Below are 22,808 nucleotides of genomic sequence, written 5' to 3'. Positions count from 1 at the left end.
TGTTTTAGTATTTGTGCAATTCTAAAATATTAATTTTAGACATTAAGCACCTCATGTTTTTCTCCGAATTCACGTTATTTTATTTGATTAATTCTTCGTAAACTTTCTTTTCCCAAGGTTTAATGTCGGTAACTCCGTATCTTTCTTTCTTCGAAATAGCAATGTTATCAAGAACATCTACAAAGTTTTTATAGTTTGCGTCATCTGTAGGTTCCACGATAATGGTGAATTTTCCCTTGTTTGGAGCTTTATTGTAAGCTTCAGAAATAATTTTAGTGATATTAATTCCGCTAAAATTTGTTTCTTTTAGATTGTTTTTATTTAATTCTTCCTTATTACTTTGATGATAGAAAACTCGATTGTCTTTTCCCAAAATGAAGGTGATTTGATTTTTCTGGTCAATTACAACATCATTAATTATTGGTGGATGTGGATCCTTCGCAGGCAATCCCAAATCCATCACATTGGGTTTAGTGAAATTCGTGGTAAACATAAAAAAGGTGATGAGTAAAAATCCTAAATCTACCATTGGAGTCATGTCTACGCGGATCAGTTTTTTTCTTTGTTTGCTTCCTCCCTGCTTCTCTTGTGCAATAACTTCAGCCATAATTAATAGTTTTTAAAATGTTAAACAATTTTAAATAAAGGGTGTTGTATCTCTATTTTTATTTCTGAATCAATACAAAGTTTATACCTAAAATTTAAAAATGGTATTAATTTAACATTTTTACTATGTGTTTTCATTTAAATCTTTTAAAATCAATATATTAAAAAAATAACGGTTTCTAAAGCTTAAGAATTTATTAAGCAAAAGTTTCTGCTATCATTTGCTGAACGAAGTGCCCTTGCGAACCAAAAATAAAAAGCATAGCTATATTAAATCTTGTGATCGTTGCGTTTAAATGAAACTCGCCCAAATTAGATTATTAAAAAAAGTATTAAAAAAAGCCTCACCAGAAAAACTGATAAGGCTGATTTATGAGAATTGAATATATTATTTATTCTGTTTATAATAATTTACACCACATTCAAGGAATTTTTTGAATTTTTCTTTCTCCATATATCCTGAAACCGGGGTGTTGATTACTTTTCCGTCCGGCGTTAATAAAACGTAATGCGGCTGGGAATTATTATTAAAATTAACCTGCTGGAAAAGACTCCATCGGTCACCGATCGTTTTTACTTTTTTCACCTGTCCGTCACCAAGATCGATTTTTGTTTTCTGATCTTCAGGAAGTTCTTCTTTATCATCCACATAAAGAGAAGCCAGAACCACATCGTTTTGAAGGATCGGTAAAATATCCGGTTCGCTCCACACAAATTCTTCCATTTTTCGGCAGTTTTCACATCCGTAACCCGTGAAATCAATTAAGATCGGTTTGCCTTCTTTTTTCGCTAATTCAATAGCGGTAAAGAAATCGTGTTCAGGATGCATTCCCAGAATTCCGTCTTTTTCGTCATGGAAATAACTTACATTTAACGGAGGTAAAATTCCGCTTAATAATTGCAGTTTTGGTCTGTCAGAAGGAATTAATCCCTGAACCAGATACACCACAAAACCAATTCCTAAAACCCCTAAAATTTTTCTGGTAACAGAAATTTTAGGTTTCTTGTCGTCATGCGGAAATTTGATTAATCCGAATAAATAAATGGCTAAACCAATGGCTATAACGATCCAGATTCCGATGAAAAGTTCTCTTTTAATTAAGAATGTTTTAGAAACCAGATCTGCTTTGGATAAGAATTTTAAAGCAAGAGCCAGTTCCACGAAACCTAAAACAACTTTTACGGTATTCATCCAGCCTCCGGATTTTGGAAGACTTTGCAATGCCTGCGGAAATAAAGCCAGCAAACCGAAAACGATTGCCCAAGCCAATCCGAATCCTGCCAAAGCAAAAGTAAGCAGCATCGGAACATTAGCAGAGCCCGTAATCGCGCTTCCTAGTAAACTTCCCAAAATAGGACCTGTACAGGAGAAAGAAACGATAACCAGCGTTAAAGCCATGAAGAAAATCCCGATAATTCCACCCGCTTCTTCCGCTTTTGAAGATTTATTGGCAATAGAACTTGGCAAAGTAATATCGTAATAGCCGAAGAAACTTCCCGCAAAGAAAATAAAGATGATGAAGAACGCAATATTCAGCCAGACATTGGTTGAAATTTCGTTGAAAATATTTCCCGCAATTCCATCAATTAAATGGAAAGGAACACTTAATAAAACAAAGATCAAAAGAATGAAAAACCCATAGATCAAAGCATCTCTTTTTCCTTTTGCCGGATTTTTATTTCCTTTGGTAAAGAACGAAACCGTTAAAGGAATCATCGGGAAAACGCAGGGCGTTAACAAGGCAATTAAACCTCCGATAAATCCTAATAAAAGATACGTCCAGTAGTTTTCGCTGATTTTTGATGATCCTGTTCCGCAGTCCGTTAATGGTTTTTGGAAATTAATGGATTCTATTTTTAAATTTTTAGGATCAAGTTTTTGGGTTTCTGCAGTTGGAACAGCAGGTTGAACAACATTACCCAACGTATCCACAACAGGCTGCAAAGAATCTTTTGCTGTTGTTTTTTCATCGGTTTTTACTTCTTCAGCCGCACCTTTTGGCGTAACCTGTTTGTTGAATTCCAACGTATTGGGAGCAAGACAGACTCTGTCGTCACAGGTCTGATACGTAATTTCAGCAACAACATCTCCCGGTTTTGTTCCGTCTTTCAGCTTAAATTTCTGCTTGAAACCTGCCGTGTTGGAATAGAAAATAATTTTTCCGCCGAAAGCCTCAGAAAATTCTTCATGCTTTTTACCCACTTCGGTAAATTTCCCGATCAGTTCGATGTTTTTCCCTGAAACCTTATAGTCGGTAGGAATTCCCGTATCTTCCGGAATGTCTTTGGAGTAAATATGCCAACCGCTTTCCATGGTGGCATTCAGGACGGCTTCGTATTGATTGTCGCCTAATTCGTTGATTGTAAATTTAAATTTTACAGGATTTTTGATTTGTGCATTAATTCCTGCTGCTAAAAACATCAGAACTAATAAAAACCAGTTTTTAAATTTCATTTTTACTTTTTATTAAAATTTTGAGAATATTCTGGGTATTCTCATTCTTAGAATTTCTTCTGTCCTGCCGGAAAGGAACAATTCCGAGTACGGAATCTTCGCCATCGGTAAGAAGCCAGATTTTTTGCCTTGCTAAAATAGATATTTTTTCGTCTCTAAAAAATTTAGAAACTTTCTTTTTCCCCGAAAATCCTGCCGGAAAAAATTCGTCACCGTCTTTCTGCCTTCTTAAACGCAGCGGGAAACAAAGTTTTTCTGCATCAAATTCCCAGTTCAAACGGTTATTGATTTGCTCAATTTCAATGATATTTTCGAGATTAATGGTAATCTGGTTTTCAGAAAAGTCAAAATTTTCCATCAGAAGAATTTCATCATCACTGTGCTTTTCAAACTTCCATTTTCCATCTTCCGTCTTTTTGCTTAAAATCAGTTCATCATAATTGACGATCAGCAGATAATCTTTTGAAAAAAAAGAACTTCCGTTTTCAGCTTTAAAAATTTTCGGAATTTCTTCTTCCTGATTAAAACCATACTTTTTAAGGATCTCAAATTTCACAAAATCACTTTCTTCATTCAGCTTACTTTTGGATAAAACTGTATATTCTCTGTTACAAACCGAAATCCTGTTTTCTATTTCTTGAATCTGCTGCTGAACAAAATCTTTGGTCTGATTTAAATAAGAAGAGCTTTTTTTGAAATTTTCCAGAAAATGATCATTGGTTTCCAGAAGTTTCGGAACAATTTCGTTTCGGATTTTATTTCTTAAATAATCATTTTTCTTATTAGACAGATCTTCACGGTATTCAATATTATTTTCTTCGGCAAAAGCATAAATTTCTTCTTTTGTAAAATTTAAAAGAGGTCTTAAAATGTGATTGTCGTTTGCCGGAATTCCGCTAAGACCATTAATTCCGGCTGCTTTCGAAAGATTAATGATGAAAGTTTCCAGTTGGTCGTTCAGATGATGTGCGGTGACTAAAAATTCCAGATTTTCTTCTCTTTGAACATTTCTGAAAAATTCATACCGCAGTTCTCTTGCCCAAAGCTGAATAGAATGTTCCGGTTTCTGGTCTTTTTCTGAAACTTTATATAAATGAAATTTAACATCGTTTTTCTTACAAAAATCCTCCACCGTTTTCTGATCCAGATCCGAATCTTCTCCACGAAGTTTATAATTGATGTGGGCAATCTGAAAAAGAATGCCTAAGTCCTTAAAACAGTGTGCTAAAACCATAGAATCTGCACCTCCGCTCACCGCAAGAAGATAGCTTCGGTTTTCGGGGGAATCAACAATGTTTTTAAGCTGATTTTTAAAGTGGTCTAGGTTCAGCATGGATGTCCGGAATTTCTTTTATGCAAAGATAATTCATATAATTAAAATGAATTTCGTTACCTTTGGTTCGTCTAAAAATGATTATTTATGAAAATTTTTAAAATTTTAGCAGTATCTGCAATGGTGTTGGGAATGACATCTTGTATCAGCAAAAAGCAGTATGATGCATTGAGCTCAAATTACAAGCAATGTATTGAAAACGTAGGTGAAAGACAGAGAGAAATTCAGGAACTGAAGTCTCAGAATTCAGCTTTAACAAGTGAAAATAATTTATTGAAAAGTCAGCATGATGCTTTGAAATCTTCATTGGATGCGTGTCTTTCAAACTCTGGGAAAAGCTCTGCCAATATCGACAAGCTGGTTGGAGAAATCAATTCTTCAAACTCTTATATTAAACAGCTTATCTCAAGTAATGCGAAAAACGACAGCTTGAATTTAGCATTATCAAACAAACTGAAAAGATCGTTGGATAACGTAGCAGACAGCGATGTTCAGGTAAAAGTGCTGAAAGGAGTGGTAATGATCTCTCTTTCAGATAAAATGTTGTACAAAACAGGAGATTACAACGTATTACCTGCCGCTCAGGAAGTGTTAGGAAAAGTAGCTAAAGTAATCAACGATTACGATAAATATTCTGTCCTTATCGAAGGAAATACAGATAACGCTCCTCTAAGCTCTCCGAATTTACCAAAAGACAACTGGGATCTTTCTGCTTTAAGAGGAACTGCGGTTGCTAAAGTTCTTCAGACTCAGTTTGGAGTAGATCCTGCAAGAATTACAGCAGGTGGACGTTCCGAATACAATCCTAAAGCGACTAACATGAGCGTTTCAGGAAGAGCGGAAAACAGAAGAACGGAGATCATCATTATGCCTAAACTTGATGAGTTTATGAAATTAATGGATATCGCGCCAAAGAAATAATTTACAATCAACATTCAGTCAATACAAAACAAATCCCGAAGCAATTCGGGATTTGTTGTTTGTGATTAATCAAATTAGTTCTTCTTTTTTCAGCAAAGAAATAATTTTTTGAAAAAATGAATTGGATAGTTCCGGTTTAGTTTTTTTAGAAAAAGAATCCACAGTGCTTTTACGCACTGTAGTCTTCTGATTTCTCTGGTTAATTTGTTTTTTTTCCGCAAGCATTATGTCGTGTGTTTTTACCCTTCAATGCAAAGTTAGGCTTATTCGCAGACGAGACCATCCGTATTTTTACGGTAATTAAACTGGGGGATTTTCCCATCTTTCCGGAATCTTTAGGATTGTTCCCGCTTTTTTGTTATATTTAAGTAAATTTGACCGAAATAAAATTTGCAGCATGAGCTTTTTTGAAGAAAAACTTCCAGAAATGGACAGGTACCTTGAAACACACGCTTCATCGGAGCCTGAAATTCTGAGAAAACTGAGAAGGGAAACGTATCAGAAGACCACACAGCCACACATGATCTCCGGTTATCAGCAGGGAAGATTGTTAACCATCATTTCGCAGATGATGCAGCCGAAAAATATTCTGGAAATAGGGACTTTTACAGGCTATGCAACACTTTGTCTGGCAACAGGAATGGCAAAAGACGGAAAAATCACCACTTTGGATGTGAATGAAGATTTGGCATATCTTCCTAAAAAGTATTTCGCGGAAAGCGAATATGCTTCTCAGATTCATTTCAGGCTTCAGGATGCGAAGGAATTTCTAAGAGAAACCGATGAGGTTTTTGATCTGGTTTTCATTGATGCCGACAAAGAAAATTATGCAGAATATTTCAGATTAATAAAGCCAAGAACAAAATCCGGCTCGGTGGTGATGTTTGATAATGTTCTCTGGTACGGAAAAGTTCTGGAAGAAAATCCGAAACAGAAATCTACTCAGGTCATTAAGGAACTGAATGATTTGATTGCAAAAGATGATGATTTTGAAAATCTTATTTTACCTTTGCGTGACGGGCTGAATTTTTTACGCAGAAAGTAATTTGAGGTTGAGTTTAAGGTTAGATTTACAGCGTATTTTCTCAACCTGAACCGAAGTCTTAACCTTTTAATTAGAAAAATAAATGGATAAAGGAATTTGTGTTGTTACAGTAGCTCCCGTTCGTGCAGAAGGTTCGGACAGGGCAGAAATTGTTACGGAAATATTATTTGGGGAAAGTGCAGATATTCTGGAAGTGAATAAGAACTGGACCAGAATAAAAATGCATTATGACGGCTATGAAGGATGGATGGATACGAAACAGCTTAAACCTGTAACAGACGAATATCTGGCTAAAAGAAAAGTAACCGTTGTAACTGAAGATTTCTCTTCTGTCTTGATGAACGACGGAAAAACACTGCTTTCTATGGGTTCGGAAGTTGAATTTCCTGCGGTTGCGTCGAGAAGAAGTCACGACGTGCGAGAAAGTATTGCTTTAACGGCAAAAGAATTCCTGAATGTGCCGTATTTATGGGGGGGTAAAAGCTTCTTTGCGGTAGACTGTTCCGGTTTTACACAGTTGGTTTACAAGGTTCATGATATAAAATTACCTAGAGACGCTTCACAACAGGTTGAAGTGGGAGAATCATTAAGCTTTGTTGAAGAAAGTCAGCCGGGAGATTTGGCATTTTTCGAAAATCCGGAGGGAAAGATTATCCACGTCGGAATTATGCTGGATAACCAGAGAATTATTCATGCTTCCGGAAAAGTGAGAATCGACACGCTGGATTCTACAGGAATTTTCAACAAAGAAATGAATAAACATACTCATAAACTAAGAGTAATTAAAAGTTTGCTTTAACTTAAAATCTGTCTGAAATGGAAAATATTCTCTTTACTATTTTTGATATTTTTAATTTTGGATTACTGGTTTTTCTGTGGTGGTTTACGGTGAAACATTATAAATCGCTGCCTCATATCATTCCCATTCATTTTGATTTAGACGGTAAGGCAGATAATTTCGGGAGTAAGAAATTTGCTTTTCTGTTACCTGTTTTTGCTTTGGTTTTTTACATTTTGTTCGCCTATACCGTTCGCGATCCGGGATCTTCAAATTTTCCGGTGAGAATTACTCCGGAAAATGAATATGCCCAGTTTCTCATCATGAAAATTTTCATCCGGTGGCTGTATGTTTTAATCATGATAATTTTTCTGAACAGTCAGGACTATATGTTCAGATATTCTTTTGATGAGAACGCAAAGCCGAAAATTAAAATAGCAACGGCAATTCTTTCTGTTCTGGGAAGTGTAATAACGGTTTTAATGATTAGCTCTCAATTTAAATGATACAGTCTAAAAATAATTCCGAACATTATATTTGGGGAGACAACTGCGATAGCTGGATTCTGAAAAACGACGTCCAATTATCCGTCAAGCTGGAAATTATGCCTTCCGGAACTTCAGAAAAACTACATTTTCATCATCTCGCAGAACAGTTTTTTTATATTTTAAAAGGGAAAGCTGTCTTTTTTATTGATGGCGAAAGGTTGTCTGTAAAAAACGGCGAAAGCATTGCCATTCCTCCAAAATCTAAACATTATATTGCTAATGAATCTGACGAAGATCTGGAATTTTTAGTCATTTCCAGTCCTTCGACTGATAACGACAGAACGGAAGTTTAAAACTCATACATATGGCTTTCTTTTACAACATATTTATCCATCTGCTCATCTTCGGGATGAAGGTTTTTGCGTTATTCAATGATAAAACTAAAAAAGGCGTTGAAGGCAGAAAAGAATCTCTGGAAAAGGTGAAATCCGGCTTTAAAAAATCTGATAAAGTGATCTGGATGCACGCATCAAGTCTTGGAGAATATGAACAGGGACTGCCTGTTTTGGAGCAGTTGAAAGAAAGGTTTGCGGATCATAAAATTTTAGTCACTTTCTTTTCTCCATCCGGTTATGAAAACGTGGTGAAAAAGAAACCTATTGCGGATGTGATCTGTTATCTTCCTTTCGATAAGAAATCTGCTGTAAAAGAATTTACAGACCAGTTTGATGTTCAACTATTTTTTACGGTGAAGTATGATTACTGGTATCATCTTCTGGATGAGCTTAAAAATAAAGGCGCAAAAACGTATGTGATTTCAGCTTTGTTCTACGATCGTCAGTCGTTTTTTACATCGTATGGAAAATGGTTTGTACAGCAGCTTCAGAAAAATATCGACTGGTTTTTTCATCAGACCCAAATTTCCTTTGCTCTGGCTAAAAGCATTGGATTAACAAAATCTTCGGTAACAGGAGATACGAGATTTGACCGTGTAAAACAGTTGAGGCATCGAGACAATCAAGTAGATTGGATTAAAGATTTTATTGGCGAAGATAAAACCGTTGTCTTCGGAAGTTCTTGGCAGGCGGAAGAAAAAATTGCGCTGGAAGTTTCGCAGGGAAGTCCGTACGCAAAACTGATTATTGCTCCGCATGATCTGAAGAGGGTTTCTCATTTGAAACAGCTTTTTCCGGAAGCCATTTTATACAGTGAAATTAAAAATTCTGTTGAGGATTTTAACTCAAATATTTTAATTATCGACAGCATCGGTTTGCTTTCAAAATTGTATTCTTACGCCGATGTTGCAGTAGTAGGAGGAGGGTTTCATGATGCGGGACTTCACAATATTCTGGAAGCGGCAACCTTTGGCGTTCCGGTAATTTTCGGAAATCAGTACAGAAAAAATCCTGAAGCAGACGGTCTTATTTCGGCGGATGGAGGAAGATCTTTTGAAAATGCAGGTCTTGCTGCAGATTTTGTTCTGTTTTTAATTAATAATGAAGATTCGCTTCAGGCAATGTCTGAAAATGCTGAAAAATTTGTCTCTGAAAAACCGAATTCTACGGAACTGATCTTACAGAAAATCTTATCGTAAAAATCCCTGATTTTTAATGTCTTTGATGATCTGGTCAAAATTTTCCGGAATCTTATCGCTTGTCAGCCAGTTAAAATCGATCCCGTTGTTAATGAAAAGTTTGGATAAATATGTATTCTCAAGAATTTTATCTTTTAAATTATCCAGATGCTCATCAATTTCCATCCAGTAATCGACATTCAGTTTTTTGGTTAAAAGCAAAGCTTTCACCACTTTATTAATGATGTAGAGATACAGTTTATAAACATTATCGAATCTTTGTCGGCTCAGATCTTCGTTATATTCTAAAATCTTATTAATCAGCAATAAATTAAGAGAAACTTCTCCGAATTTATCGGTCGTTACTTTTACGTGTTCGGTAATTTCACTGCTTATTTTACGGATAATTCCCAGAAAATATTTCTGATTGCTGATGTATTTTGATGCCAGTAAAACTTTTTCGGAAACAATTTCCTCCATCGCATCTCTTTTGTTGTCTGTGGTTTCAGGATCAATAAGTTCGAAGTATAGTTTTTTAGATAAAAGTTTATCTTTTTTTAATAATCTGAAAATCAGGCGGTCTTTTTCTACAGAAGAAAAATTGCTCAGAGCAGTTTTGAACTCTTTTGAATATTCCATTCAATAAAATTAATTAAAAATTTTCGAATATTTCAAAAATCCGTTGAATGCCCAGTTTGCGGTATAGTATAAAGATTTAACCGTAGAAAATCCCATGAAATCTTTGTACACCAGATATTGATCTCGGATGATGTTTTTTTTCTTTCTGGAAACGCTGTTTTCGCGCATCCTGTATTTAGCAAGTGTTTTATTCAGCGGAAAGCCTTTGGGAATTTTTTTCAGAAGATTCAGCCACATCACGTGATCTTCGCGTTTGCTTTTCACGGGGAAGAAGAATTTTCCCACTCTTTTGGTATCGTACATCGTAGAAACCGGAGCCAGTCTGCAGGTTTTAAGCAGGTTGGAAAAGGTGACAATTGTATCGGCTTCAAAATCTTTTAAAACCGGCTCCATCGTATGTTCATCACATCTGGAATAATTGCAGTACACCAATTCTGCATTGTTTTTATCCATAAACCCGATCATCTCTTCAAGATATTCCGGATACCAGAAATCATCAGAGTCCAGAAAGGCGATGTAACGACCTTCCGCTCTTTCGAGACTTTTATTTCGGGCATTTCCTGCGCCGCCGTTTTTTTCAAGAACGTGTAATTTTATTCTGGGATCATTGTACTTTCGGATCAGCTCAACCGTATCATCTTTGGAACGGTCGTCCGAGATCAGCCATTCCCAGTTTTCATACTTCTGGCTGAGTACAGACTGTATGGTTTCCTCTATAAATTCTGCCGAATTGTAGGAGGGGGTGATTATCGAAACTAATTCTTTCATCTGTTGTGTTTTATAAAAATTTTTTCTCGTAAAAATGCCATGAGCTTACTCCAACGGCAATAACCACTATCATGCATGCAAAAGCCATCACGTAAGGATTGTAATCTTTAAATAATCCCAGTGTGGTAAAAGTTCTGATGATCGGGAAATGGAAGATATAAATTCCGTAGGTAAAATCTCCATATTTTCCAAAATTATTTAAAAACTTAAAGGAATATGCGATGTACAGGACGATAATCCCGATCATCATTGGAGAAAAAAGCTGAATATCTGTAAATAAATCGATCCAGACTGTTGCTAATGCGACAACAAAAAGAATGTTTTTGTATTTAATAAATTTGTCGAAATTAAAATAAATCAACATTCCCGGTATAAAATAAGACAGCGTTCCCGGAAGCTGTTTCGCCATTGAAATTTTTCCCTGAAGCTCAAAATAATTAAGATAAACGAGCGACAGGAAATAAAGAATGATTAAACTGATATTTCTGTATTTATTGTTTTTTCCAAACAGTAAAAACATAAGCGGAACAGCGAAATAATAGCACATTTCTATCTTTAGTGTCCAAAGCGCTCCGTTGACTGCCTGATTTCCGAAAACTCCGGGAAGCCACGGTGCTTTAAAATTTAAAAAAATGGAATTCCAGAAAAGATATTTGTATACCTGCGTATTGGTAAAATATTCCCTGAATGAATAAGTGCTTACAAGACTGAGTAAAATGGCACAGAGAAAAACAACCAGTAAATAAGCGGGAACAATCCTCCTGATTCTTTTGCTTACATAGCTTTTAAGACTGGAAGAACGCTCATAACTTCTGGCAATGAGAAATCCGCTCACCACAAAAAATCCGAAAACAGCAACTTCGATAGGGCTGTGTTCCAGAAATTTCAGCTCCGGCGAAACGCTTAAAGCTCCAAGATGCCCTAAAAAAACGATGAAAGCGAGGAGAACACGGATAAAATCAAAATTATTTTTCGTAAGGTCTTGCATTTGCATTTGTTTGTTACAAAAATAGTTTTTTTCGAAGAAAAGATCATATTTCCGGTAATGAATGTTTGCTGAATAAAGGAAAAACAACGCTTTTGAAATGTCGATACACAGAAAATAATAAATTTTAACAATATTTTTTTAAAAAAATTGTATAATAATATAAATAAATCATAATTTTAGCGCTTGAAAAAATTGATATATGAAGAAATTAGCATTATTATTTGCAGGTTTATCATTATTTGTAGCAACAGGATGTAATAACGACGACGAAGTGGTGCAGGAAGCTCCGTTAGTGGGAGTTTGGCAGCCCGTGAAAAAAGTAGTAACCGTAGTTGCAATAGGAGAAGTTCCTGTTTCGGACGGTATTTCTTTTGATACCACTTGTCAGCAGACTTCAAGATGGACGTTCGCTTCCGGAAATGCAGGAACAAGAAAAGATATGGGAGACAGCGCAACGCCGGGAACCTGTACCCCTACTTTCGACAGAACATTCACTTACACTTATGATAAAGACAGCAAAGCTATTCAGATAAAATATCAGGGAATTGTACAGCCGGATCAGGGAAGAATCATCAGCATCAGCGATACTGCTTTGAATATTATGTTTGAAGACAAATCAGATCCTACCGAATTCCATTCTGAAACCTATACATTTAAGAGAATACCTCAGTAATAGTCTGAATTATCAATATAAAATACAAATCTCATCTACGGATGAGATTTTTTTATGCATTATTTCGTCAAATTTAAATTTCCATTTCTTTTAAAATCATTATTTTTGTGAAAATTAGAAAAGGAATTTAAAAGAATCCGGCATCTAATATCTTAACATCTAATATCTATAAAAAAGTGTTTTACGATCATCAGCAGATAGAAAAAAAGTGGCAGAAGTACTGGGAAGATAATCAAACGTATAAAACTTCCGATAACACAGACAAACCTAAATTTTATGTTCTCGATATGTTTCCGTATCCATCCGGAGCGGGACTTCACGTAGGTCATCCGCTTGGATATATCGCATCCGACATTTACGCGAGGTACAAAAGACATCAGGGTTTTAATGTTCTCCATCCGGTTGGCTACGACAGCTTCGGGCTTCCTGCTGAACAGTACGCGATTCAGACAGGGCAGCATCCTGCGATTACGACAGAGCAAAACATTACAAGATACGAAGAGCAGTTAAGAAAAATTGGCTTTTCTTTCGACTGGAGCAGAGAAGTGAGAACTTCCGATGCTTCTTATTATAAATGGACACAGTGGATTTTTATTGAGCTGTTCCATTCGTGGTATAATAAAGATACTGATAAAGCGGAGCCTATTTCATCTTTGGTTAAACGTTTTGAAGAAAAAGGAACGGAAGGGTTAAATGCCAATCAGAACGATGAATTAAATTTCACGGCGGAAGAGTGGAAAGAAGCTTCAGGAATTGATAAAGAAGACATTTTATTAAATTACCGTTTGGCTTACAGAGCGGAAACCACTGTAAACTGGTGTCCTGCTTTAGGAACTGTTCTGGCAAATGATGAGGTGAAAGACGGAAAATCCGAAAGAGGAGGTTTTCCTGTTTTCCAGAAGAAAATGATGCAGTGGAGCATGAGGATTTCTGCGTACTCTGAAAGATTATTGCAGGGATTAAAAACTCTGGACTGGCCACAACCGCTGAAAGATTCTCAGGAATACTGGATCGGAAAATCTCAGGGAGCGCAGGTGAGATTCAATGTGGAAGGACATGACGAGATCGTTGAAGTGTTTACAACAAGACCGGATACTATTTTCGGAGCGACTTTTATGGTGCTGGCTCCGGAAAATCCTTTGGTGGAAACCATCACAACTGCAGAGCAAAAAGCTGAGGTAGATTCTTATATTGAAGAAACTTCCAAAAAAACGGAACGAGACAGAATGGCGGACGTGAAAAATGTTTCAGGCGCTTTCACGGGAAGTTATGCTTTAAATCCTTTCAGTGGAGAAAGAATGCCGATCTATATTTCAGATTATGTTTTGATGGGTTATGGAACAGGTGCTGTAATGGCGGTTCCTGCACATGACGAGCGCGATCACAGATTTGCAAAGAAATTTAACTTAGAAATAAAAAAAGTAGTGGAAACGGACGAAGATGTTCAGGAAGCTTCTTTTGATTCTAAAGATTCAGTTTGTGTAAATTCTGATTTCTTAAATGGATTAAATTATAACGATGCAAAAGCATTGATTATTTCTGCTATTGAGAAAAAAGGAATCGGACACGGAACAACGAACTACAGACAGCGTGATGCGATTTTCTCAAGACAAAGATATTGGGGAGAACCGGTTCCTATCTATTATAAGGATGGAATGCCTTATACATTGCCGACTTCCGCTTTGCCTTTGGAACTTCCTGAAGTTGAAAAATATCTGCCGACTGAAGACGGAGATCCGCCATTGGGAAATGCAAAAACGTTTGCGTGGGATGAAGCCAACCAAAAAGTAGTCGATACCAATTTAATTGATGAAAAAACAGTTTTCCCTTTAGAATTATCTACAATGCCGGGTTGGGCGGGAAGTTCTTGGTACTTCCTAAGATATATGGACCCGAAAAATGATGAGGTTTTTGCTAAAAAAGAACTTTCAGATTATTGGGGACAGGTGGATTTGTACATCGGAGGAAGTGAACACGCAACAGGACATTTATTATATTCCCGTTTCTGGAATATGTTCTTAAAAGACAGAGGGTATATTAATCAGGATGAGCCTTTCCAAAAGTTGATTAACCAAGGCATGATTTTGGGGATGAGTGCTTTTGTATATAGAGTTGACGGAACTAATCAATATGTTTCTAAAAATTTAGCAAAAGAGTATACAACACAGGCAATCCACGTTGATGTATCATTATTAAAAGGAACTTCTGATGAATTGGATACAGAAGCATTCAAAGCCTGGAGACTGGATTATGCAGATGCTGAATTTATTTTAGAAGACGGAAAATATATCACAGGTCGTGAAGTAGAAAAAATGTCCAAGTCAAAATACAATGTGGTAAATCCTGACGATATTTGCGAAGAATACGGAGCAGACGGTTTAAGATTGTATGAAATGTTCTTAGGTCCGTTGGAACAATCCAAGCCTTGGAACACGCAAGGCCTGAGTGGAGTCTACGGTTTCCTTAAAAAGTTCTGGAATTTATATTTTGACGGGGATACTTTCTCGGTTTCCGACGAAGAGCCAACCAAAGCAGAATACAAAGTTTTACATACCTTAATAAAGAAGGTGGTTTACGATATTGAAAACTTCTCTTTCAATACGTCTGTATCTTCTTTTATGATCGCCGTAAACGAACTGCAAAAAATAAAATGCAACAAACGCAATATTTTAGAACCTTTAGCCGTTATCATTTCTCCGTATGCACCTCACATCTGTGAAGAGCTTTGGAGTTTATTGGGGCATCAGGATTCTATAGAATTTGAAAAATTCCCTGTATTGAACGAGGATTACTTAGTGGAAGATGAGATTTTGTATCCGGTAAGCGTTAACGGAAGAATGAAGTTTAAAATTTCACTTTCCGCGCAGCTTTCACCTAAAGAAGTGGAGGAAGTGGTACTTAAAGACGAAAAAATGATGCAGATTCTGGAAGGGAAGACCCCGACGAAAATCATTGTAGTGCCTCACAGAATTGTGAATATAGTAATTTAAAAAAAAATTAACATTGGCAAATTAAAAAAAATGAAGGCTTAAATTTTTTGATTTTTTAACGTAAATGTTAAAATTGAAAAATATTACCAAAAAAAGAGAAAATAATTGTAATATCGAAAGTGTATTAAATTTTCTTTATCAAAAAAATGGCAAATGTTTATTTAAGACTCTTGCATTTTAATTATTTTTGCCTTTAATTTACACCTTGTAAAATTTTAAAACAATATAATTTAGTTAAATATGGAAATGAATGTTTCAAAAAATGATGAGCAAGTAATTGCTAGAAAGTCGGGAGGTTTAAACCCAGCTGTAATTATTCCTATTATCTTTGCAATAGGAGTTTGTATTTATTTATTCGTTCTAGGTAACCCAGGAAACTTTAAAGATGCTAATGAATTAGGAGGAGCATCTGTTGCTTTTGCTGACAAGGAGGGGAAAGACATTCACCCAGAATCGTTCTTAGGTATTATCTACAAAGGAGGGGTTATTGTACCTATCTTGATTACTTTCATGATTACGGTAATCGTTTTCTCTTTTGAAAGATATTTCGTTCTTAGCAAAGCTGCCGGAAAAGGAAACTTAGACAACTTCGTTGTACAGGTAAGAAGCTTACTAAACCAAAACAAAATTGATGAAGCTTTAGAAGAGTGCGACAGACAGCAAGGTTCTGTTGGTAACGTAGTAAAAGAAGGTCTTACTACTTACAAAGCTTTATCTCACGATACAACGCTTAACAAAGAGCAAAAAATGGTAGCGCTTAACAAAGCAATCGAAGAAGCGACTACTCTTGAAATGCCAATGCTTGAGAAAAACATGATGATCCTTTCTACTTTAGGTACTGTTGCAACGTTAGTAGCACTTTTAGGTACGGTAATCGGGATGATCAAGGCGTTCTTCGCATTAGGTTCAGGAGGGGGTACTCCGGATGCTGCTGCACTTTCTACAGGTATCTCTGAAGCCTTGATTAACACAGCTTTAGGTATTGGTACTTCAGCAATCGCTATTATCCTTTATAACTTCTTTACTTCTAAAATCGACGGATTAACTTATAAGATCGACGAGATCGCAATGAGCATCCAACAGTCTTTCGCTGAATTCAACTAAGAATTGTAGCAAGGAATTTGCAGTAAGTAAAAAGAAGTTTAATTAAAAATCATTAATAATAATGGCGAGAGTCAAACCAAAAAGACATGGAGTAGTGACGGATATGACGGCAATGTGTGACGTTGCGTTCCTACTGCTTACATTCTTTATCTTGACCACTCAGTTTAAAAAACCTGATGTGGAGCAGATTAAACCGCCATCTTCAATATCAGAGAAGTTACTTCCTGATGCAAGTTTGATGACCATCAACGCTACACCGGACGGAAAATTTTATTTCCAGCCTGTAGAAAATGCATCAGAGAGACTACAGCTTTTAGACAATATGGGAAAAAAGTACGGAGTTACTTTTGACAATAATGAAAAAGCTGCATTCCAGAAAGTACAAGCAATTGGGGTTCCGATGAACCAGCTTAAAAGCTATCTTGATTTGCCAGATGACGAGCAGAAGAATTTCAAGAGTCCTACAGGGATTCCTATGGATAGTACGAATAAGCAGTTAGTAGACTGGGTAAAAGAAAGTTTGAACGTAAATCCTGATTACAAATTAGCAATCAAAGGAGACGTTACAACAGAATATCCGAAAGTTAAAAGCTTATTCGAGGGTTTAAGAGATATCGATTTTCTTAAATTTTGGTTGATTACATCACAAGAAGGTAAACCTAATGAATAATATCATTTAGAAATGGCAGAAGTACAAGTACAGGAAAAGGGCGCCAAAGGCGGCAAGGTACGTTCCAAGAAACAGAGTACCAGAGTCGATATGACTCCGATGGTGGACTTGGGTTTTCTATTGATTACCTTCTTTATGTTCACAACCACATTCTCTAAACCGAATGTAATGGATTTGGGTCTTCCGGCAAAACCGAAGGATGAAACAAAAAAACCACCTCCAACAGAAATTAAACTTTCGAACTCCATATCTTTATTATTAGGTAAAAACAATAAGATCTTCTGGCATCAGCAGGACAACACGTCTTTAACAGATCAGAATCTTAATGAAACTACTTTCGATAGAGAAGGAATCCGTAAAGTAATTGAGCAGGCAAAAGCAAATGCGGCTGATAAAACTAAATTTACAGTTATTATTAAGCCAACTGACGATGCTGTATATAAAAACTTCGTAGATATCCTGGACGAAATGGCAATTACTAAGAGTGAGCAGTACGGTGTTACTGATCTTAAACCTTGGGAAAAAGCTATTTACGATAGAAAAGTGGGTAACTCTGGTGCTGCTGCAGCTCCGGCTACTAAGTAATTTAAACCATAAAATTGTAAATCTATGGCAAACGAAAATGTATACGATCCTAATCTTACCTTAGATGAGATTGTATTTGAAAATAGAAACAAGGAATATGGTGCATACGATTTAAGACATCAGTATCCAAAACTTCTGACAAAATCTTTCATCGTTGGAACAGCATTATTCCTTATTGCGGCTTTGTCTCCATTTATCTATCTTACCATTAAGAGACTTACTGAACCTGAAAAACAAGAAGTTAAAGCAGATTTGGTAGAAATTCTTCAGGAAGATAAAATTATTGAGCAGCCAAAAGAAGAAGAACCACCTCCACCACCTCCACCAAAAGAGGAAGAGAAAATTGAAATTATCCAGAACGTGGTTCCTGAGCCTGTAAAAGCTCCGAAAATTGAAACACCACCGCCGCCAATTTCTAAGCAGTTAGAAACAACAACCGGTCTGGTAAATCAGGAAGGAGTAAAAGCTCCGGCTTACACTCCGCCACCACCGCCACCATCAACAGGTACAAAGGCGTCTACTGCAGAAGTAAAACCTCAGGTAAGTGATACTCAGGTTTATACAGAAGTAGAGCAGACTGCTGAATTCCCTGGAGGTATTAATGCTTTCAGAAATAAGGTATCCAGTAACTTCGATGGTTCAGCGATGAACGGAGATGAAGGTACAGTAAAAACTGAAATCACTTTCGTTGTAGAAAGAGACGGAAGTATTACGGACGTTAAAGCAAGCGGTGGAAACTCTGACTTCAATGCTGAAGCAATCAGAACCATTAAATCTATTAAAAATAAATGGACTCCTGCTAAAATTAACGGACAATCTGTACGTTATAGATTCAGATTACCTTTAACAATGAATTTTGAAGGATAAGTTTATCTTTAAATAATAATTAAAAAAGAGAAGCATTTGCTTCTCTTTTTATTTTTTTTGGTATTTTTGTTATATGATGTTCAATTGGTTATCCCTCGTTACGGGATTATTTTATATCGTTCTGGGAATCGTGGTAATGTACTACAGGTTTTTCTTTACAGTTCTGGAACCCGGAGTTGCCTATGCACTGGGCGGACTTCTTATTTTGTATGGAATTTTCAGAATTTACAGAGCGGTTACAAAAATTAAAAATTCAGGAAATGAAGAATAGTGTTAAGCTTCTAATGCTGTTTTTCATTAGCATAATAGCAGTTGGTTGTAAAAAAGAAGAAAAATCTCCATCTTACCATAAAGGAGAAATGACGATTCTTACGGATGAATCTTTTAAAAGTGTTACGGAAGCTTTAGCAGAAGGATATATGATTAATTATCCCGAAACAAAGATCAAAGTCGCTACCAAAAAAGAAGATCTCGGATTCATTGATTTATTAAACAATAAGACAAGAATCGTGGTAATGTCCAGAGATCTTACGCCGGAAGAAATTAAGACATACGAAGAACAGATCGAACTGAAGTTTTTACCTGCAAAATTCGCTGCAGATGCTGTTATTTTTATTGTTCCGAAAGATTCTCCAAAAGAAAGTATTACTATGGAGGAAATTCAGAAAGGATTGCAGTCGGATAATAAAGAATTTATTTTCGACGGAGCCAATTCCAGCAATCTGAATTTTGTGGCTCAGAGACTTAAAAAACAGCCGAAAGATTTAAAGTTTTCAGTCATTCCGGGAAGCAAGAATATTATTGAAGAACTCAATAAATACCCGGATAAAATAGGGGTTATCGGTCTTAATACATTCAGCCGTCCTTATGATAAAGAGTCTGAACAGTTGAGAAGCATTGTAAAAATTCTTCCTGTGGAAGACAAAGGAAAACTTTACACTACAGATTTTGAAAACCTCCGCAAAATGAATTATCCCTTTACAAGAGTTTTGTATTTTTTAACAAACGAAGGAAACTTCAATATTGCCAATGGTTTCATAAGGTATTCGTGCACTCAGCTTGGGCAGATGATCGTTCAGAAGGAAGGATTACAGCCTTACAATCTCTATAGAAGAGAAGTTCAAATGCGTTAAAAAGTATTAAATTAATCCTTTAACCAAAATAAATGTATTATTTTGGTCTGAAAATTGTGTATTACTTAAATCGAAATTTAGATTAGAAAATATAAAATGAAAGATATAATGAATATGAATGTAAAGAAGCTTGCCTTTGGAGCGGCTGTAGTGTTTTTTACCAACTTTGCCGTTGCACAAACTGTACAGGATGGTATCAACAGTATAGACAGTGATAAATATGCTCAGGCAAAAACAAATTTTACGAACATGATCGCTTCGGCGCCTACTGCAGAAAATTATTTCTATTTAGGAAATACGTATCTTAAGCAGGGAGAGCCAGATTATGCGGCAGCAACTGATAGTTTTAACAAAGGTCTTGCAGCAGATGGCAAAAGCTATTTAAATAAATTAGGTTTAGCAACTGTAAAGCTGGGAAAAGGAGATAAAAATGCTATTGCGGAAATTCAGAAAATCGTTACCGATTCAAAAGAAAAAGATGCAGAAGTTCTTTTCAGAGCGGCAGAAGCTTTAACTTTATTTGAGAAAAATAACTCTCCGGATTTGGCTATTCAGTATTTGAATAAAGCAATTGAAAGAGCAGAGAAAAAAGGTGTTCCGGCTCATTACTATTATACTTTAGGGGATGCTTACAGACTAAAAAGAATGCCCGGAGATGCAATGTCTGCTTATGACAAAGCTCTTCCTTTAGCTAAAAATAAAGCATCGGTTTATACAAGAATCGGGACTTTATGGATGGCTGCACAACAGTGGCAACAGGCTAAAACAAGTATAGATAAGGCAATTGCCACAGATCCTTCTTATGCTCCAGCGTATAAAGCTCTTGCAGCTTATGATATCAGATATCAGCAAAATGCGAAAGCGACTCAGGATTTGATCAATTATACAAAATATGCCGATGAAGATCCATATACTCAATTAGAAATTGCTAAGCTTTATTTTACCAATGAAGATTATACAAATTCTAAGCAGGTTTTAGATAAGATTTTTGATAAGATTAATGATCCTATTAAATTTAAGCTGAGAGCTTACCAATTGTATGCTGACGGAAAATATGCTGAAGCAAAACAAAATATGGATAGCTTTGTTTCTCAGGCGGATAAATCAAGAGTACAGCCTGCAGACCAAGGTTTACAGGGGTTAATTGCAGCAGGTTTAGCTAAAACTGAAACAGATGCTGCTAAAAAAACAGCTTTAACTACTGAAGCACAGCAGAAAATTGCCATCGCAAAAGCGGCTAAAGATGAAACCTTGAAGTGGGATATGGAATTGGTGAAAATCGCAGGAGGAGGAGCTTCTCAGGCTGATATTGATGCAGGACCTACAAACCCTACAATTGAAGGATTGAAACAGAAAGTAGCAGCTAACGCGCAGGATTCAGATTCTTTATTCAAACTTGCGACGGCTTATCAGGATGCAAAGAACTGGAATGGGGCAATTGCTACATGGCAGAAGATGAATGCTCTTTTACCAGATTGGGCTCCCGGTTATTACAGCTTAGGATATTCTTATCAGCAAGCCGGAAATAATGATGCGGCTAAAATGGCGTATGAAAAATTCATCAGTACCGTAAAACCGGCAGATCAGGAAGCGAATAAGCAAACTTTAGCTTATGCTTACTTTGCTGTGGCATATATGTCTAAGGATTCTGATGTAGCGAAAGCAAAAGACTATGTTGCAAAATCTGTACAGTTGGATCCAACCTATCAGGATGCAGTAAAATTAAACGCAGAAATCAACAAATAATTTAAACTTTAAATTATAAATAATGAAACTTCCCATTCCTAATGTTTGGGAAGTTTTTATTTTAATCCTATCTTTGATAGTATGAAAACAGATATATTAGCTTTTGGAGCGCATCCTGATGATGTAGAACTGGGATGCGGAGGAACGATAGCCAAAATGGTTTCAGAAGGGAAGACCTGCGTTATCGTTGATCTCACGAGAGGAGAACTCGGAACGAGAGGAACAGAAGAAACCAGAAAGGCAGAAGCCAATGATGCTGCAAGAATTTTAGGTGTTTCTATAAGAGAAAATCTTGAGATGAGAGACGGGTTTTTAGAAAATTCCGAGGACTATCAGATGAGGATCGTAAAAATGGTTCGCAAATATAGGCCGGAAATCGTCTTTGCCAATACAATTCATGATAGACATCCAGATCATGCAAAAGGAGCGAAATTAGTATCGGATGCGTGCTTTTTGTCCGGATTAAGAAAAATTGAAACGGTTTTGGAAGGAGAGATTCAGGAAGCGTGGAGACCAAAGCATATTTTTAACTATATGCAATGGAAAAATGTAGAGCCCGAATTCGTTATTGATATTTCTGAATTTTTAGACGCAAAAATTGCGGCATGCAAAGCATTTAAAACTCAGTTTTATGATCCGGATTCTAAAGAACCGGAAACCCCGATTACTTCAAAAAACTTTTTAGACAGTTTAACTTATCGCGCAATGGATTTGGGAAGATTATCGGGAGTAGCTTATGCAGAGGGGTTTACGTCTGAAAAATTAATTGCTTTGAAAAATTTTGACGGAATTGTTTGGTAATTAAAAAATCTTTCCTATATTTGCACTCACAAAACGGTGATTGTAGCTCAGTTGGTTAGAGCGTCGGATTGTGGTTCCGAAGGTCGTGGGTTCGAGACCCATCATTCACCCAATAAAAGTACACTTTTCAAAAGTGTACTTTTTTATTTTATATCAAATTTAAATTCACATTTTCGGATCAATCGCAAAACTTGGGGGCTATGCAAAAAGTTTAGTTAATCTGAATAGAAAGAAAGTTCTGTCTTTTACCCCTCGAAGTTGTAGTCTGAAGTTTTTAATTTTCGCATTAAAAGATTCCGCAGCAGCATTGGTGCTTCTTGCTTCAAAATAATTGAGAATATCGTTGTAATGATTTATAATGGTATTCTTTAGTGTAGAAAATGATTTAAAACCCGACTCTTCAACATCCTTAAACCAATGAGCCAACTTCAACATGGCAACGGATTTTGTTATATTTTGATTGTATATTTTTCTTAAACTATCCGATAAATGGTAGATTTTTTCTAAATCGGGATATTCTCTAAACAGGATCTTTACCCGTTTACTTTGATTTTCTGTCCATTTTTCCCTGCTTTTGTAAAGTAAATACCGGCTTCTTGCCAGAAGTTGTTTTCGGGTATCTCCGTTTTCAAAAATATGAATGTC

Annotated in this window: 23 protein-coding genes and 1 tRNA gene; 17 read left to right on the top strand and 7 right to left on the bottom strand. The window is 36.2% G+C overall.

Annotation, left to right across the window (positions count from 1 at the left end; translation table 11 throughout):
- Window positions 1–79: 79 nt before the first annotated feature.
- The 3 genes from B0E34_RS03475 to tilS form a co-directional block, all read right to left on the bottom strand.
- Entirely contained in the window at window positions 80–607 is a 528-nt protein-coding gene (locus B0E34_RS03475) for a biopolymer transporter ExbD (protein ID WP_087706786.1), read from the bottom strand.
- 387 nt (window positions 608–994) lie between these two features.
- Entirely contained in the window at window positions 995–3,061 is a 2,067-nt protein-coding gene (locus tag B0E34_RS03470) for a protein-disulfide reductase DsbD family protein (protein WP_087706784.1), read from the bottom strand.
- Window positions 3,051–4,394, bottom strand: a complete 1,344-nt coding sequence (tilS, locus tag B0E34_RS03465) for a tRNA lysidine(34) synthetase TilS (RefSeq protein WP_087706782.1) — start codon at window positions 4,392–4,394, stop codon at window positions 3,051–3,053. The genes B0E34_RS03470 and tilS overlap by 11 nt, the downstream gene beginning before the upstream one ends.
- Window positions 4,395–4,481: 87 nt before the next feature.
- Between tilS and B0E34_RS03460 the strand changes: the two genes are divergently transcribed.
- The 6 genes from B0E34_RS03460 (at window position 4,482) to B0E34_RS03435 (ending at window position 9,220) form a co-directional block, all read left to right on the top strand.
- Window positions 4,482–5,315, top strand: a complete 834-nt coding sequence (locus B0E34_RS03460; RefSeq protein ID WP_076390601.1) for an OmpA family protein — start codon at window positions 4,482–4,484, stop codon at window positions 5,313–5,315.
- Window positions 5,316–5,712: 397 nt separating this feature from the next.
- Window positions 5,713–6,360, top strand: coding sequence for an O-methyltransferase (locus B0E34_RS03455; RefSeq protein WP_087706780.1), 648 nt, complete (start codon window positions 5,713–5,715; stop codon window positions 6,358–6,360).
- 82 nt (window positions 6,361–6,442) lie between these two features.
- Window positions 6,443–7,159: a C40 family peptidase gene (locus tag B0E34_RS03450; RefSeq protein WP_087706779.1), complete on the top strand. Its 717-nt coding sequence runs from the start codon at window positions 6,443–6,445 to the stop codon at window positions 7,157–7,159.
- A gap of 17 nt (window positions 7,160–7,176) precedes the next feature.
- Complete coding sequence (locus tag B0E34_RS03445; protein ID WP_087706777.1) at window positions 7,177–7,644, top strand: DUF1648 domain-containing protein; 468 nt, start codon at window positions 7,177–7,179, stop codon at window positions 7,642–7,644.
- The gene (locus B0E34_RS03440; RefSeq protein ID WP_087706775.1) at window positions 7,641–7,979 is read left to right on the top strand and encodes a cupin domain-containing protein; all 339 of its coding nucleotides are present in this window, start codon (window positions 7,641–7,643) and stop codon (window positions 7,977–7,979) included. Before B0E34_RS03445 ends, B0E34_RS03440 begins: the two co-directional genes overlap by 4 nt.
- 11 nt (window positions 7,980–7,990) lie before the next feature.
- Window positions 7,991–9,220, top strand: a complete 1,230-nt coding sequence (locus B0E34_RS03435) for a 3-deoxy-D-manno-octulosonic acid transferase (protein WP_087706773.1) — start codon at window positions 7,991–7,993, stop codon at window positions 9,218–9,220.
- Here the strand turns inward: B0E34_RS03435 and B0E34_RS03430 are convergent.
- The 3 genes from B0E34_RS03430 to B0E34_RS03420 are packed head-to-tail and all read right to left on the bottom strand — an operon-like array spanning window position 9,212 to window position 11,594.
- On the bottom strand, window positions 9,212–9,838 hold the full coding sequence (locus tag B0E34_RS03430; RefSeq protein ID WP_087706771.1) for a deoxyuridine 5'-triphosphate nucleotidohydrolase: 627 nt from the start codon (window positions 9,836–9,838) through the stop codon (window positions 9,212–9,214). The two genes, B0E34_RS03435 and B0E34_RS03430, sit on opposite strands and share 9 nt — an antisense overlap.
- A 9-nt stretch (window positions 9,839–9,847) precedes the next feature.
- Window positions 9,848–10,606 carry a glycosyltransferase family 2 protein gene (locus tag B0E34_RS03425; protein ID WP_087706769.1) on the bottom strand — a complete coding sequence of 253 codons (759 nt, stop codon included), beginning with the start codon at window positions 10,604–10,606 and terminating at the stop codon, window positions 9,848–9,850.
- Between the two features lie 10 nt (window positions 10,607–10,616).
- The gene (locus B0E34_RS03420; RefSeq protein ID WP_165762943.1) at window positions 10,617–11,594 is read right to left on the bottom strand and encodes an acyltransferase family protein; all 978 of its coding nucleotides are present in this window, start codon (window positions 11,592–11,594) and stop codon (window positions 10,617–10,619) included.
- A gap of 199 nt (window positions 11,595–11,793) precedes the next feature.
- Between B0E34_RS03420 and B0E34_RS03415 the strand changes: the two genes are divergently transcribed.
- The 11 genes from B0E34_RS03415 (at window position 11,794) to B0E34_RS03365 (ending at window position 22,274) form a co-directional block, all read left to right on the top strand.
- Window positions 11,794–12,267, top strand: a complete 474-nt coding sequence (locus tag B0E34_RS03415; protein WP_076390610.1) for a lipocalin-like domain-containing protein — start codon at window positions 11,794–11,796, stop codon at window positions 12,265–12,267.
- A 176-nt stretch (window positions 12,268–12,443) separates the two neighbouring features.
- Complete coding sequence (gene leuS / locus B0E34_RS03410; RefSeq protein ID WP_087706765.1) at window positions 12,444–15,257, top strand: leucine--tRNA ligase; 2,814 nt, start codon at window positions 12,444–12,446, stop codon at window positions 15,255–15,257.
- 240 nt (window positions 15,258–15,497) lie between these two features.
- Window positions 15,498–16,361 carry a MotA/TolQ/ExbB proton channel family protein gene (locus B0E34_RS03405; RefSeq protein WP_076390612.1) on the top strand — a complete coding sequence of 288 codons (864 nt, stop codon included), beginning with the start codon at window positions 15,498–15,500 and terminating at the stop codon, window positions 16,359–16,361.
- 61 nt (window positions 16,362–16,422) lie between these two features.
- The gene (locus tag B0E34_RS03400; protein ID WP_076390613.1) at window positions 16,423–17,031 is read left to right on the top strand and encodes an ExbD/TolR family protein; all 609 of its coding nucleotides are present in this window, start codon (window positions 16,423–16,425) and stop codon (window positions 17,029–17,031) included.
- A 12-nt stretch (window positions 17,032–17,043) separates the two neighbouring features.
- Window positions 17,044–17,616, top strand: coding sequence for an ExbD/TolR family protein (locus tag B0E34_RS03395; RefSeq protein ID WP_076390614.1), 573 nt, complete (start codon window positions 17,044–17,046; stop codon window positions 17,614–17,616).
- A gap of 24 nt (window positions 17,617–17,640) precedes the next feature.
- Window positions 17,641–18,483, top strand: coding sequence for an energy transducer TonB (locus B0E34_RS03390; protein WP_087706763.1), 843 nt, complete (start codon window positions 17,641–17,643; stop codon window positions 18,481–18,483).
- A gap of 73 nt (window positions 18,484–18,556) precedes the next feature.
- Window positions 18,557–18,754 carry a C4-dicarboxylate ABC transporter gene (locus tag B0E34_RS03385; protein WP_175608782.1) on the top strand — a complete coding sequence of 66 codons (198 nt, stop codon included), beginning with the start codon at window positions 18,557–18,559 and terminating at the stop codon, window positions 18,752–18,754.
- Entirely contained in the window at window positions 18,744–19,616 is an 873-nt protein-coding gene (locus B0E34_RS03380; protein ID WP_087706761.1) for a PstS family phosphate ABC transporter substrate-binding protein, read from the top strand. Before B0E34_RS03385 ends, B0E34_RS03380 begins: the two co-directional genes overlap by 11 nt.
- Window positions 19,617–19,712: 96 nt before the next feature.
- Window positions 19,713–21,362 carry a tetratricopeptide repeat protein gene (locus B0E34_RS03375; protein WP_087706759.1) on the top strand — a complete coding sequence of 550 codons (1,650 nt, stop codon included), beginning with the start codon at window positions 19,713–19,715 and terminating at the stop codon, window positions 21,360–21,362.
- Window positions 21,363–21,443: 81 nt separating this feature from the next.
- Window positions 21,444–22,163 (top strand): bacillithiol biosynthesis deacetylase BshB1, encoded by a 720-nt coding sequence (gene bshB1, locus B0E34_RS03370; protein ID WP_087706757.1) that lies wholly within the window; start codon window positions 21,444–21,446, stop codon window positions 22,161–22,163.
- Window positions 22,164–22,198: 35 nt separating this feature from the next.
- Window positions 22,199–22,274, top strand: a tRNA-His gene (locus B0E34_RS03365).
- An 87-nt stretch (window positions 22,275–22,361) separates the two neighbouring features.
- Here the strand turns inward: B0E34_RS03365 and B0E34_RS03360 are convergent.
- On the bottom strand, window positions 22,362–22,808 hold a 447-nt coding region (locus tag B0E34_RS03360; protein ID WP_165762938.1), incomplete at its 5' end, for a transposase.

This window comes from Chryseobacterium mucoviscidosis, from assembly GCF_002177115.1.
GTDB lineage: Bacteria > Bacteroidota > Bacteroidia > Flavobacteriales > Weeksellaceae > Chryseobacterium > Chryseobacterium mucoviscidosis.
This window is presented reverse-complemented; position numbering and strand designations above follow the sequence as displayed.